The organism is Clostridium sp. CM038, from assembly GCF_055081105.1.
Window position 1 is genome coordinate 3,880,708 of the sequence record NZ_CM143651.1, and the last position, 14,176, is coordinate 3,894,883.

The following is a 14,176-nucleotide window of genomic DNA, read 5'->3' on the forward strand; positions in this document are numbered from 1 at the left end:
CATATTTATATTATAGCAATTGAACTTCTCTTTTTTATTACTTAAATCTTACAAAATTCTTAAGTCTTTTCTAAAAAAAGGTGCCCTATCTTTATAGTGGTACTATAGACAGGTCACCTTGCTTTTCATAATCATTAATAGGTTATTCTTTTTAATTTAAAAATAAACGACGTTTTCTCATAAGGTTTGCTCTCGAGGATTATCTCTCCCTCTAATTTTTCTACAAGTCTTTTAGTTATTGTAAGACCAAGACCACTGCCTTGATACAGTTTATTTCTTGAATCCTCAAGAGTGTACATCCTTTCAAAGACCCTATCTTGATGCGTTTCACTAATGCCTTTACCCTTATCCCAAACCTCTACATATACATACTCCTCATCACTTCTAAGTGTTAATCCTAAAACCATTCCATCGTTTCCATATTTAATGGCATTTGAAATGAAATTATTTATAATTCTATCTAGCGACTCTTCATTTCCTAGACAATAAATGTTGATTTTTGGAATATCAATAATAACCTCAAAGCCTTTATTAGTTAAAATATCATAAAAAGCTAATATGTTTTTTTTGCAAACCTCATTAATATTAATTCTTGTTAGTGGGATATCCGTGTCCCCTGACTCTAGCTTTGCTAAGTCAAAGAACTTATTAATGAGCTTCATCACTTCTTTTGTTTTATTTTCAACCTTTGATAATAAGAAATTTCTTTCTTCGCTGCTTATATCGCTGTCCAGTTTTATTGTTTCAATATACCCAAGCACCACTGTAAGTGGTGTTTTTAAATCATGAGAGATATTTGAAAGCATTTTCTTCATTGTTATTTCAGCCTTCAAATAATCTGCTAGTATTTTTTGATTATGTTCTAAAACCTTATTAATCTCTATTAAAATGGGTATAATCTCTTTATCGTCAGTAAAGACTAAAAGCTTTTCACTGGTGTTGCTTTTTATAATATTGTTTAACTTTTCATGAATGTACTTTAAATTGTCACTTCTATGTTTTTTGGATTTATGCTGAATGTAAATGATACCCAATAAAATAACTATTACTATTAATAAAAAAATAATCATTTTAAAATTCTCCTAATTTGTAGCCTATGCCCCATAATGTTTTAAGATATTTAGGCTCTGAAGGATTGTCCTCTATTTTCTCTCTTAATCTTCTCATATGCACATTTATAACATTCTCATCTCCAAAATATTCATCATTCCAAACAACACTGTAGATTTGTGCTTTAGTAAAAACTCTATTTGGATTCGAAATGAATAGTCTTAAAATATCAAATTCTTTTGAAGTCAGCTGTAGATTTACACCCTTTTTAGTAACTGAATAGTTTTTCAAATTAACAGTAAGGTGGTTAACATTAATAATAGTCGCTTCTTCTTTCTTATCGTTTTTAGCATATTGATTGGCACGTCTTATCCCTGCCTTAACCCTTGCACAAAGCTCTATCATTGAAAAAGGCTTTGTGATATAGTCATCAGCACCGAGTCCCAGTCCTACAGCCGTGTCTACATCACTGTCCTTTGCTGACATAATTAAAATAGGTATTAAGCTTGTTTCTCTTACAATTTTCATAACTTCCATTCCATCAAGCCTCGGCATCATTATATCAAGAACAATTAAATCAAAGGAATTATTTAAAAACTTACCTACTCCTTCTTCTCCATTGAAAGCAGTAGTTATGTTAAAACCCTCTTTTATTAGGTAATTCTCAACCATTTCACTAATAGCTATATCATCTTCAACAAGTAGAATTCTATTTTCCATAAAAGTGACACCTCTTTTTTTATAAATATTTATAACTTTATTATAACTTAGTTATCAGTGTAAATAAATACCTGTAAATTTACACATTCATTGTTCTCTCTTTCAATAGAAAATACAATGACTACACCTAATTTGATTATGTAAAATATTTATTTTTCTATAATATATCTTTCAAAAAATTCATTTACATTCATCCCTGTTTCTTCTTCCATCTTTTTATTTAATTCATCATTCATTTTTGTCATATTTTCTATATATTTTTTATAATCTTCATTAAGAATAGTCAAATATTCACTAAATTTCGTGTGAAAACGCCCAAATTCTTTAGAATAATCATCGCAAAATGAACCGAATTCGTTCACTTGTTCCTTTTCTTTTTCATCTTCTTTTAACAATAGGTAACTGTCCTTAATCCTTTTTATATACCCTTTAATGTATGCTTTATCATAATTTATTATATTTTTAATGCCAGACAAATGTCTTCTCTTATCTTCTTCTGAAATACCTTCATTTTCAAGCTTATTTTGAAGTTCCTTAAAATAGTTATTATCCAAAAAAAATTCTTCGGTATTTATTTCATCCAATTCCTCCACAAGTTTTAACCACACTCTTCTTTTTCCCTCGTTATCAATAACAATATTCAAAAATGGTTCAAAGTTCATAATAAGACTTTCACCAAATATTCCTGGGAATATTCTACTAAGAGCATTTGAAATATATTCTTTCTTTTCACCTATGGACAATTCTAATGTTTCCCTAAGCAGCTTTATATGTTCTCCCGCAGCGTCATAATCAGTTAAATTTTTCTCTATAATATTTAAAATAATTAGTCTACTTTTCTCTAAATTTTCAATATCTTTATCTATTCTAGAAAGCGCTTGCGCCATAACTTCGGGAATACTTTTGTTACCAGAAGTCACAGTTTTGATTTGTGCAATGGGAATACCCAACGTTCTAAGCGCTCCTATTAAATTAAGCTTTATGACATCTTGACAAGTGTACTCTCTATAGTTATTTTGAATATTTTTTAAAGGCATAATTAACCCTTCACTTTCGTAATACTTTATTGCCCTTTTGGTTAATCCAGTTTTTTCAGCAGCATCTTTTATGTTCATGCGTCACCCCTCCCTTATAATAATTCAATTTTAAACCTGACAGTGAGGTACATGTCAATTCTTTTTATAGTATTGTTAAATAATCTAGAGATTTACCCTCATTATTATTAATGTTACAATTATACTAAACAAGGCAAATTTTACTGGAAATTTTCAGATTTCTATTATATATAATATTAGGCGAAACTAACCATTGATGTTTCACCTTATTTTAGGGGTGTAAAAAATGTATAAGATAATGATAGTTGAAGATGATAAATCACTGTGCACTAACATGAATGAAATGTTGATAAAGTGGGGGTTTGATGCAATGCCTGTGGATAACTTTGAGAACATAACTGCAGAGTTTGCTCGCAACAATCCAGATTTGGTTATTATGGATGTAAATCTACCTTGCTTTGATGGATTTTACTGGTGTAATAAGCTTCGCGAAGTATCAAAGGTGCCTATAATATTCGTTTCTTCAAGGGATACGAATATGGATATTATCATGGCCATGAATACCGGTGGTGATGAATATATAACCAAGCCTTTTTCAATGGATATTTTAATTGCTAAAATAAATGCATTGCTTAGAAGAGCCTATTCTTATGGTGAGCAAACTTCTGATTTAGTAGAATGTGATGGAGTAATCCTAAACTTAATTGAAAATACTCTAATGCATAAAGAAGCGAAAATTGAGCTGACAAAAAATGAATTCAAAGTAATGCTACTTCTTATGAAAAACAGGGGTAAGACCATATCTCGCGAGAGGATAATGAGGGCACTTTGGGATGATGATAATTTTATTAATGACAATACTCTTACAGTAAACATTAACAGGCTCCGCGAGAAACTTTGCGGTATTGGCCTCAATGATTTTATAGTTACTAAAAAAGGATATGGGTACATGATACTATGACTATAATGACATATATTAAAAATTCAGCCTTAAAAATATTATATTTCATCTGTATTTTGTTTACTATAAATCTAATCCTATTAAGCAGCAATCCTATTGATGCACAATTTACCGATATAGCATACATGGATTTTTTGCTCCTTTTTATATCATTAATCTTTACATTTATTGATTATAAAAGGTGGGCATACAGTTACAAAGGGATTTGCGAAGCTATAAATAATAAAGATAAAGTAGATACAAGATTACCAAGTAGCAGTTACTATTTTGAAGTTCAGCTTATAAAAGATATAGTCAAACTCAAAAATGTTGAAATGGAAGAAAAAGTTCAAGAAGTAAAGTCAGACCTTGATGAAATGAATGATTATATAACAAAGTGGGTTCATGAAATAAAAATACCTGTTTCGGTATGTGAGCTCATCGCTGGTAAAATAGAGGAAATAACTATGTCAGAGCAGCTTATACTCGAATTTAATCGAATAAATTTCCTTATTAACCAGGTCCTTTATACAAGTAGATCATCTAGCTATTCGGAAGATTTACAAATCAATGAAATTAACATTGAAACTCTGATAAAAAAAGTCGTTAGAAGAAATGCTACACTTTTCATATCAAAAAACATAAGTTTAGAACTTGGGAATATAAACTACACTGTTACGACAGATGAAAAATGGCTCTCATATATTGTTGATCAGCTTATTAATAATGCCTGCAAATATGTACCTAATGATGGTAAAATAACTATTTGTGTTAATGAAGAATCGAAAGTTATTGTACTTCATGTTAAAGATAATGGTATTGGAATAAAAGAAAAAGACATAAAAAGAATATTTGACAGGGGTTTTACAGGAGAAAACGGAAGAATCTTAGCAAAATCCACAGGCATGGGTTTATATTTATCTAAAAAAATGGCTCATAAATTAAGTCATAATATATATGTTAAATCTGAGGAAGAAAAGGGTACAGAATTTAGTGTGTGTTTCTATAAACTATCAGATTACGCAAAGGTTACATAAATGTAACCTTAAAACATTAAATGTAACTTAAATTCGATGGCAGGAAGCGAGGTCAATAGGTAGAATAAAGGTAAGCTTTTATTTTATGAGGAGGATTTTTATGAGTATTGTTATTGAAACTAAAAATTTAAAGAAAGTTTACGGCTTAAAAGGTATGGCGTCTAACGCTTTAGATGGACTTGATTTGCAAGTTGAAAAGGGTGAATTTCTAGGCATAATGGGACCTTCCGGGTCAGGTAAAACTACTCTTTTAAATATTATTTCTACCATTGATGAACCTACTAGTGGTAGCTATTTCTTTGAAGAAAATGATATGAAAAGAATTAAGGGACGTGACCTTGCAGCTTTTAGGAAGAACAAAATAGGTTTTATATTTCAGGATTTTAACCTACTCGATACAATGTCTATTCAGGATAATATAGCGCTCCCTCTTGCCCTTAGTAAAGTAAATCATGATGAAATAATAAAAAAGGTAAATGAGATTGCTGGCTTTTTAGGCTTAAAGGATCATCTAAGCAAATATCCATATCAGCTTTCTGGCGGTCAAAAGCAAAGAACCGCCGCAGCTAGGGCTCTTATAACTTCACCTTCGGTTATATTTGCAGACGAACCTACAGGGGCCTTGGATTCGAAATCGGCAGCAGAACTTCTGCAATGCCTTACAGACCTAAATGAGAAATTTAAAACTACTATAATAATGGTGACTCATGATGCGTTTGCTGCAAGCTATTGCAGACGAATAATGTTTATAAAAGATGGAAAGATTCATGCAAAACTTGATAAAAATCAAGGAAGAAAAGAGTTTTTTAAGCGAATTATGGACATGGGTGCATCAATGAGTGGCGATACAGATTATTACGGACAAAGGGAAGAAAATAGGAGGGCTTTTTAATGAATTCCTTCAGCATAGCTTTCGATAATTTTAAGAGAAACATAAAAGTCTACAGTCTATATATAATGTCTATGATTTTTTCAGTGCTTGTTTTCTACAATTTTGTAGCACTGAAATATAATCCAGATTTTCAAAAAGCTAATGAAACTAGTTATTATATTAAAGACGTATCAAGTTCAGTTTCTTGGTTGCTACTTTTATTTATTATATTTTTCATCTGGTTTTCAAGTTCTTTCTTTTTAAATCAAAGAAAAAAAGAAATAGGAATTTATGCTTTTATGGGCGTCTCCAATTCTCAAATAGCACTTATTTATTCTATAGAACTTATTTTTATGGGAATAACTGCAACAGCAGTTGGGCTTTTACTTGGAATTATCTTTTGTAAGCTGTTTCTAATGATGCTGGCTAAAGTAGCTCTATTAAACATGAAAATAGGTTTTTTCATATCTACTAAAGCAATAATTCAAACTTCCATCACATTTTTTGTAATCTTCTTTTTAAATGCAGTTTTAGGTTATATAAACATATCTAGAAGTAAGTTAATTGACTTGTTTAATGCAACTAAACGAGAAGAAAAACTTCCAAGGGCTAATTATGTAAAAGGTTTGTTGTCTATAATATTCATATTTACGGGATATTACTTTGCAAGAAATGCTATTGGTATGAAATTTACTGCAAACCTACCTCCTGCCATTATATTTGTAGTAATAGGTACCTGTTGGTTTTTTGGCTCTGTGTATTCTATAATAATGAAATTTATAATAAACAGAAAGAAAATATTATATAATGGAGTAAATATAGTATGCATGTCTAACATTGCCTTTAGGATAAAAAATAACTATCGAACTTTAGCGGCAGTTGCCATATTAGCTACAATTACTTTAACTTCTTATGGAACAGTAGCATCTCTTAAGTATTTTATTGGAATAAGAGATTATATACAATCTCCTTATGAAATTTCCTATGTTTCTTCTGAAAAAACAGTTAAGCAGCAGGTAAGAGACAAGTTAAAGGAATATAAAAAAGATATAATCCTTGAAGAAAACACTGAATTTCTTATTATAAAACCTCACGTTTATGTAGAAACCAAATTGAAGGATTCAGAAACAGTAGCCTTAAAATATTCAGATTTTATAAAAATAAGTTCTGACCTAGAAGCAAAGAACATTAATGATTTTAAAAAAGAGACCTTGTCCAGTGGCGAAACAATATATGTAGCACCACCTACTGTAGTAATGAGTCTTTATGATTATAAAAATGAAAAAGCTTCTATAAATAATAAGGACTATACTATAAAGAATACACTTAAAACTCCTGTTTTTGGTATTGGCATACCCACATCATGTCTTATATTAAATGATGAAGACTATGATTTCCTTAAGGCTACTTCTGACACATATCAGTTTAATGGGATAAAAATAAATAATACAGACAATATGAAATTGCTAAAACAGGAATTATACAAGATTAATTCACCTAAAGAGCCTTCGCGTGCAAATGTGAGTGAGAACATATCTTCTTTCCGTGAATTATTCACAACTAATTCAATTAAAGATTCTTTACGTGTAAATGCCAGCAAGGATACATCTTCTTACAATATTTTTGGAATAATTTATTTCCTTGGAGCTTTTCTTTCACTAGTTTTCATAATTGCAACAGGAAGCATAATATATTTCAAAATTGTAAGTGAAGCCTATTTAGATAAAAATAAATATGTTTTATTAAAAAGGCTTGGAATGACAGAGAAAGAAATTTTCAAAGCTACTGCAATACAAATAGGAATGTCCTATCTGTTGCCTTTAGTTGTTGGCATAATCCACAGCTGCGTTGCAATGTCTGTTTTAAGCAAACTGATGAATTATAACATAATAGTACCCGCTATCAGTAGCATTGTTATTTTTGTAGCTGTATATATCGTTTACTTTATTGCTACTACAAGGAAGTATATGAAGATAGTTATGTAAATGGTTTTTTTATTATGGACATGAAAATAGATTAGCACATTGACTTGTTATTTATTTAAATGCACTCTCATTTTTAAAATAAATAGAAGTAGGGAGTCATTCATCCTGTAATCACTTTACAGCTTCTTGACCCCCATACTTCTATTTATTTAGTCTACTTTTTCCCAAGCTGTCCATGGTGTTTCTGGGTTTGTTGTTCCACCCGATCCAGCACCTTAGTATAAAGTAACTCTACCGAATTCTGGACCATTTGCATGCATTCTTTGAGTCATTTCAATACTTACTATTCCGTCTAATCCATTTAATACTTTATCAGTTCTTAAATTAAACTTCATTGAAGCACCTGGCTTTATAAGTTTTTGTTCTGACCCATCAAATGAAAGAACATAGTATCCATTTTCTTCTTTAACTGCTGGTGCTGGATATTCTCCTCCAGTAATTTTAACTCCATTAGTTTTTATATATAATTTAGTATGCTTTAAAGTCTTTGCAGCTGTTTCTGTAAGTTGTATAGTTTGGCCGCTTGTTTCTATTTTACAATCATTTTTTAAATCAATAGATAATGCACCTCCATTTCCCCATGCTGGTTTGCTTGAAGTAACTGAAGCTTTTGCATATACTTTTGGTTGAACTATTTTATAAGTAGGTAATGCATCTTTCCCAAATAAACCTTCTTTAGTTGCTTTTGTTAACTCATCTCTCTTAGTTGAATCTGTTTGCTTATCTTGAGATGCCATCCATGCAATCATCCCACCTAAGTTATTATCCTTAACATACTTAGTTTTTTCTGCAATTGATCTTGGGTTATCATAAGTGAAGAACGCTCCTGTCTTTTCATTGTACATGTATGGTGCTTTTGCAGTATCATCCCAATATTCTTTTATTCCTGGATATTTAGCTTTTAACTCATCTTGATTTCTCCATCCCCAAACTCCACTGTTACGACCACCGTCTCCCGATTTTACCGGAGCATAATTGGTAGCCCCATAAGAGAGTGTTCCATCTGAATCCTTTTTTATTTTAGTTGCTTTTCCAAACAAACCTGGAAGATTTTTATCTGGCACATCATTTGAAACTTTTTCCCAGCCTCTAGTGTAATATGCGGCACCTATAACTAATTTTTCTGATGGTGCTCCAAGTTCAATATATTTCTTAATACTTGAATCAACTGTGAATCCCTTTCCTGCAAACGGATCATTAGGATTATCATAAAGAGCAGTTTGATGACCACTTGTATCTGACCATGCACCTGCTGCATCATAAGTCATAATGTTACCAAAATCTAATATTTTAAACATTTCATTAACATTAATACCAACATTAGTTTTTTCATGTGCCATTGGTAACGCTGCTGACATCTCATATTTCTTATCTAATATTTTTTCCTTTGCATCTAATGCTACTCTAAATTCTTTAAGCATCGTTATATAATTTTCTTTATCTGCCGGAATTGAATCGGGATTACCCATATCATTTTTGTTATCAACCTTGTCTGCCGCTCTAACTTCGCCTGGATATTCCCAATCAAAATCTACGAAATCTAAATTAGCATACTCCATAAAATCTAATACATTTTTAATAAACTTAGCTCTAGTTTGTGGATTTCTAGCTACCCATGTAAAATTATTTGATTTAGACCATCCACCTAAAGATGTACCAATTTTTAAATTCGGATTTTTCTCTCTTAAAGATTGGTATTCATTTATGATACCACCATTAATATCTCCATACGTAACACCTGCATTTCCTAGCGGATGTCCAATGTTAGCGTCCTTATCACAAAATACCAATTCACCATCTTTAGTAAAGTCCATGAATGCAAGATTCAAATGTGTTAGTTTATCTACCGGTATATCTTTAGGAAAAAAGTTTCCTTCTCCTCCCCAAATTGACCAATCTCCATAATACATAACATTACGAAGTTTAGAAGTAGATGCTTTTTGCTCGACCTCCTGTGGTGGTGCTGCTAAATTATTAACTGTAGCTGCTGGTACAACACTTGTCATTGTTAACGTGGCAATTGCAGCTAATGCTACTACTGATTTGATATTTTTAAATAATTTCTCTTTTGACATGATTTTTCTCCCCCTTAATAATTTTTTTCATTTAATTACATATCTTTTCCTACTATAACTAAGTCATATATATCAATGATATTATCACCATCTGCATTACTTTACAGCGATAAATCAACAATAACTTTGTAATGTGACACACTCGTTGGTAATGTTCCAGCAGGTGTCCACCACGAAATATTTTCATAAATCTTACCTTCATATACTACCTTTTGTCCATTTGTATATAAAGTTCCGGCATCCCAAATAGCTGCATTTGAATGAGCTTTAGGAATAACATATATTTTTGCATCTTTTTTATCTACCATTCCACCCTTATCTGTAATACTATATTTTACTGTATAAGTTCCAACCTTTTTTGTATCAACTTCACCTGATACAGCTATACTACTAGTTATATCTCCATCTTCTACATCATTTGCAGAAATACCATTCATAATATTAAAAGGTGACCCTTCTACTATAACTTGATCTTTAACACCTTTAAGTGTAGGAAGATGATTACCATTAACAGGTTGACTAGCAGGAATCTTCCCATTAATCTTTATATTTCTAACTCCCGCGAAACATAACTTCATCTTAGCCTTAACTGATGCGGTCCCACCATTTGGAATATCAGTCCAACCAGATGTTTTTAAGTTTACTCTATAGAAATCGCCAACTTCTGTAACAGTTCCAGTGCCTCCTTCCGCTCCAACGTATAAAGCAGATTTAGGTATATCAAATTGAATCTCCCATCCCTTAGGAATCGTTGCTCCAGTATTGTTAATTACTGTGAATACGGTTTCTCCATTTGGATGATCATATTTAGTAATAGTATCAACTTTAACATCGATTACTTGAGCATCTCCAATATCTTCTTTTGTTTCTTTACAATTTCCCATTTTATCTACTCCACTTTTCAGATTTTTAGTTAATGTATCCCCGAAAGTATATTTACCTTCGTTTGTCTTATCTGAACCTTTAACATAGTTAGGATTAACACCATAGTCACCATTCATAACCCAGATTAAAGCTCCACCTAAGTTTTTATCTTCAATGTACTTAACTCTTTCATCTATTGATTGTTCGTTTTCGAAAGATAAAAATACTTTTTTATCTCCTTGCCACACATATGGCACCTTACCAACATCGTCCCAGTGAATTCTCAAGTTAGGATCTTTTTCCATAAGGTTTAATACATGCCATAATGGATTAGTGCCAGCGGGGTCCGGAGTTCCATCTTTATTATCATCATCTCCCCAAAGGTTGTACTTTCCTGCGGCAGGTGTTTTACTTTTACCATGTAAACCTGAGCCATTTCCACCTTGTACATTTTCCCACCCTCTTGTATAGTATGGAATTCCCATTAAAATCTTTTCTGGAGGAAGCACCCCTCTATAGAACTTGTATGCCCAATCCATATTAAGAGTTGGCATCGCCATTCCAGTAGTTTCATTATCAGCTGCATCTGGGTATATATTTGCTAAGTTTTCAACATTTCCATTCCATCCACCATGAAAATCATATGACATTATACTTAGAAAATCTAAATAACTTGCATATCTATTATCTTGAACTCCACCAAGCACCCAAGATGAAGCAGTAACTGCTGCAGTTAATAAATATTTTTCATTATCTGCTTTTGAAGCTGCATCTAATTTTTCTCTTAACGTTTTCATTAAAACGTTGTATCTTTCATTTAATACAGCTCTTCTTGGTTCTGATAAATCTGCATCCGCAGGATTCCCAGATGTAGCTACTGATGATGGATATTCGAAATCAATATCCACGCCATCAAACCCATATTTTCTAATAAAGTCAACACAAGAATTTGCAAATGTGTTAATCCCAGAATCTGTATCTATCATTTTATAAAAACCTCTAGTTCCTGTCCATCCACCTACAGATATTAATAAATCTACATCTGGATATTGTTTTTTCATTTGTTGTAATACATTAAAGTGACCTTTATATGGTAGATTTGGATCCAACTTTACCTCCTTCCCATTATGCTCTAATTTATGATCTGCGAAATCCTCTTCAATAGCTGCTTTTTTATCTCCAAATCCAATTTTATTGTCTTCTCCAACCATTGCAAATGAATATTGGATATGTGTTAAAGAATCCCATTGTAAATCAGCTACATCGAAATTACCTTGAACTTCACTTTTGTAAGCCCATTCTGGAAAATATCCAACAACCTTTCTTTCTAAGTCTTTCGTCTTTTCATCGCTTGTAACTGCCTTTGCCGGTGTTGCAAATGTACTAACTGCAAAAACAGATACCATAATTGCTGCCATTGCCTTTTTAAATTTGATTACTTTCACTTATTACGCCTCCTTATTTTTTATAAAATTTACACTACAGAAAAGTTATTGATTTACAGTTTTATTTAAATAAACTGGATTTTTATAATATTGTTGCGCTTTTGTAATCCACCAATAATCTTCAGTAGGTGGTGATCCAACTGCATCAGTACTAGAATTAACACCAGCACCAAACAACATTGATACTACTCCCGCATCTCTAGCTTCACCCATATGACTTCCCCAAGTAATAGTGTCTCCTTGCCTTTTTATATCAGGATCATTAGCCCCATTTGAAGCAAAATAATCTACTCTATCAGAATTTCCAGCTTTAAATGTATCTCCAAAGAAGAATGATGGTGCTGAATCTTCACCTGTAGTATCCTTGTTAGTTAAAATTTCAAATGGTTTGCCAGTATATGGACTGTTTTCAACAGTTCCATTAATATGTCCCACAGGAATTTGCCATAGTATAACCGGCTTTTTTGTAGTTTCATGAAGAGTTTTTGTATATAACAAGTAATTATTCCAAAGGTCTGCATTCCAAAACCATTTAGAAGATTTTGGATTTACAGCTGCTCCTGTTTCGCAAACACCTCCATCTAATCCATACTTATCTATAGAAATAAATTCTGCATCATAGCTTGTAATTCCAGCTGCTAAATAATATTCAGCAGTTTCTTTCGCCACTGCTTCAATTTGTTGTCTTCCCGCTGCCCATCCATCTCTTTCAGTTAAATGCATTAAGCCTTGTCCTGGTATTTCTCCGTTTTCATAAGCCCATGTATTAAATTGCCATCCATTATATGCTTTAGGATAATATTTATTAACAGTATAGTTTATAGAAGTAACAAGGCCTTCCACCGTATTATTAAACTCTGGGTCTACACCCTTTTGTAGCACACCCGATGAGTACGCGGCTTCAACTAGCGCTGATATTTCATTTGGTTTTTTCTTAGATTGTTGCATCATATATCCTAAGAAATCTGGTTCAAATACCATTCCTATAGTTTCGCCTTGTCCATATTCAACACATATATCCAAAAAGAATTTTAAATTTTTGAAATAAGCTTCCATATATTCCTTACTATTGATATGGGCTAAATCTAATTCATAGTTTTCTCCGCTATCCGGAATGTTATAGTAAACAAAGAATGGAATTATTCCAAGCTTTAAACTTTCTTTAATATAATTCTTAGCCCTATCTCCATCAACAGTTGTCCACTCTCTCCACCCATTAGCTAGAGGTCCCCCATTTATATATATATATCTAACATCCATTCTCTTATTTGTATTATCTATATCTATATCTTTCCAAAAATCTAAATCTCCTTTTTTATCCTCTGAGACTTGTCCTAAAGATAAATACTTAGGCATACCCGGTAAGTCACCATTAGCCTCTTTAATTTTTACTCCTATGTATCTAGTTTCATTTGTGCTTGCTTCATGGATTTGAAGTCCACTTCTTCCAGCCGCAAGTCCTTCTAATGTTAAATTACCATCATTGTCTATAGTCGCTTTAAGTACTGATGAATTACTTATTTTCACGCTATATTGTGGCTCCTTTGTATTATTATTAACTACTTTATATTTATTTGTACCCTGTGTAATTACTGCTTGAAGCGCTTGAGAATCTCCATCAATGCCCTCAATTAGTATTTTACTTTCATTCGCTGTTCCAACGGAAACTTCAATTACATTACTTTTTGATTTCCCAAAACTATTAATTAATTCAACATAATAAAAATATGTTGCAGGAATTGTTCTTCCTTTAATACTAATCGCTTTAGATTGTGCTGCTGGTGTGTTATCAGTTAAATCCCCCTCGTCAACCACCTTAAATTCACTTAATCCTCCTATCTTTTCATAAAGTTTGTAGCTTGTTCCATTATTTCCATGCCACATACTTAATGTAATATTGTAATTACCATCTAAATCACCTGACCATTGATCATGAGATAATGATGCCACCCCTGGTGCATCTGCTGCTGACGCAAAAGTAATTTTTGCTGGAATCATAGTAATAAAAAACAACATTACTATAATTACTGATAGGCATGAGTTTTTATTAATTCCTCTTTTCATTTTTTTCTCCCTTATATATGTATTTATTACCATTATTATGTCATGATAGCAGGTCAGGTTTCAACCAAAA

Annotated in this window: 10 protein-coding genes; 4 read left to right on the forward strand and 6 right to left on the reverse strand. The window is 31.9% G+C overall.

The genetic code is table 11. From position 1 onward, the window contains the following. Positions 1 to 134 precede the first annotated feature (134 nt). The 3 genes from ACWJKS_RS17925 to ACWJKS_RS17935 all read right to left on the reverse strand — a co-directional run bounded on the left by ACWJKS_RS17925 (position 135) and on the right by ACWJKS_RS17935 (position 2,885). Positions 135 to 1,070, reverse strand: coding sequence for a sensor histidine kinase (locus tag ACWJKS_RS17925; protein ID WP_462960123.1), 936 nt, complete (start codon positions 1,068 to 1,070; stop codon positions 135 to 137). Position 1,071: 1 nt separating this feature from the next. Continuing rightward, a complete protein-coding gene (locus tag ACWJKS_RS17930; protein WP_216302065.1) occupies positions 1,072 to 1,770 on the reverse strand; it encodes a response regulator transcription factor in 699 nt (232 codons plus the stop codon). Positions 1,771 to 1,919: 149 nt separating this feature from the next. Continuing rightward, positions 1,920 to 2,885, reverse strand: a complete 966-nt coding sequence (locus ACWJKS_RS17935) for a MerR family transcriptional regulator (protein ID WP_462960124.1) — start codon at positions 2,883 to 2,885, stop codon at positions 1,920 to 1,922. 226 nt (positions 2,886 to 3,111) lie between these two features. Here ACWJKS_RS17935 and ACWJKS_RS17940 point away from each other — a divergent pair, with 226 nt between their 5' ends. The 4 genes from ACWJKS_RS17940 to ACWJKS_RS17955 all read left to right on the forward strand — a co-directional run bounded on the left by ACWJKS_RS17940 (position 3,112) and on the right by ACWJKS_RS17955 (position 7,658). Further along, on the forward strand, positions 3,112 to 3,786 hold the full coding sequence (locus ACWJKS_RS17940) for a response regulator transcription factor (RefSeq protein ID WP_216302067.1): 675 nt from the start codon (positions 3,112 to 3,114) through the stop codon (positions 3,784 to 3,786). Further along, positions 3,783 to 4,802: a sensor histidine kinase gene (locus ACWJKS_RS17945; protein ID WP_220319877.1), complete on the forward strand. Its 1,020-nt coding sequence runs from the start codon at positions 3,783 to 3,785 to the stop codon at positions 4,800 to 4,802. The genes ACWJKS_RS17940 and ACWJKS_RS17945 overlap by 4 nt, the downstream gene beginning before the upstream one ends. A 100-nt stretch (positions 4,803 to 4,902) precedes the next feature. Further along, on the forward strand, positions 4,903 to 5,694 hold the full coding sequence (locus ACWJKS_RS17950; protein WP_220286249.1) for an ABC transporter ATP-binding protein: 792 nt from the start codon (positions 4,903 to 4,905) through the stop codon (positions 5,692 to 5,694). Continuing rightward, positions 5,694 to 7,658: an FtsX-like permease family protein gene (locus ACWJKS_RS17955; RefSeq protein WP_462960125.1), complete on the forward strand. Its 1,965-nt coding sequence runs from the start codon at positions 5,694 to 5,696 to the stop codon at positions 7,656 to 7,658. Before ACWJKS_RS17950 ends, ACWJKS_RS17955 begins: the two co-directional genes overlap by 1 nt. A 215-nt stretch (positions 7,659 to 7,873) precedes the next feature. On the opposite strand, the gene ACWJKS_RS17960 is transcribed toward ACWJKS_RS17955, so the two are convergent. From ACWJKS_RS17960 to ACWJKS_RS17970, 3 genes are all read right to left on the reverse strand, one after another. Further along, complete coding sequence (locus ACWJKS_RS17960) at positions 7,874 to 9,733, reverse strand: glycosyl hydrolase family 18 protein (RefSeq protein ID WP_462960126.1); 1,860 nt, start codon at positions 9,731 to 9,733, stop codon at positions 7,874 to 7,876. Positions 9,734 to 9,834: 101 nt separating this feature from the next. Next, complete coding sequence (locus ACWJKS_RS17965) at positions 9,835 to 12,042, reverse strand: glycosyl hydrolase family 18 protein (protein ID WP_462960127.1); 2,208 nt, start codon at positions 12,040 to 12,042, stop codon at positions 9,835 to 9,837. Positions 12,043 to 12,087: 45 nt separating this feature from the next. Then, positions 12,088 to 14,106, reverse strand: a complete 2,019-nt coding sequence (locus ACWJKS_RS17970) for a hypothetical protein (RefSeq protein WP_462960128.1) — start codon at positions 14,104 to 14,106, stop codon at positions 12,088 to 12,090. Positions 14,107 to 14,176 lie beyond the last annotated feature (70 nt).

Coding starts and splice junctions, on each gene's coding strand:
- ACWJKS_RS17925 (WP_462960123.1), bottom strand. CDS start 1,070: ATGATTATTTTTTTATTAATAGTAATAGTTATTTTATTGGGTATCATT.
- ACWJKS_RS17930 (WP_216302065.1), bottom strand. CDS start 1,770: ATGGAAAATAGAATTCTACTTGTTGAAGATGATATAGCTATTAGTGAA.
- ACWJKS_RS17935 (WP_462960124.1), bottom strand. CDS start 2,885: ATGAACATAAAAGATGCTGCTGAAAAAACTGGATTAACCAAAAGGGCA.
- ACWJKS_RS17940 (WP_216302067.1), top strand. CDS start 3,112: ATGTATAAGATAATGATAGTTGAAGATGATAAATCACTGTGCACTAAC.
- ACWJKS_RS17945 (WP_220319877.1), top strand. CDS start 3,783: ATGACTATAATGACATATATTAAAAATTCAGCCTTAAAAATATTATAT.
- ACWJKS_RS17950 (WP_220286249.1), top strand. CDS start 4,903: ATGAGTATTGTTATTGAAACTAAAAATTTAAAGAAAGTTTACGGCTTA.
- ACWJKS_RS17955 (WP_462960125.1), top strand. CDS start 5,694: ATGAATTCCTTCAGCATAGCTTTCGATAATTTTAAGAGAAACATAAAA.
- ACWJKS_RS17960 (WP_462960126.1), bottom strand. CDS start 9,733: ATGTCAAAAGAGAAATTATTTAAAAATATCAAATCAGTAGTAGCATTA.
- ACWJKS_RS17970 (WP_462960128.1), bottom strand. CDS start 14,106: ATGAAAAGAGGAATTAATAAAAACTCATGCCTATCAGTAATTATAGTA.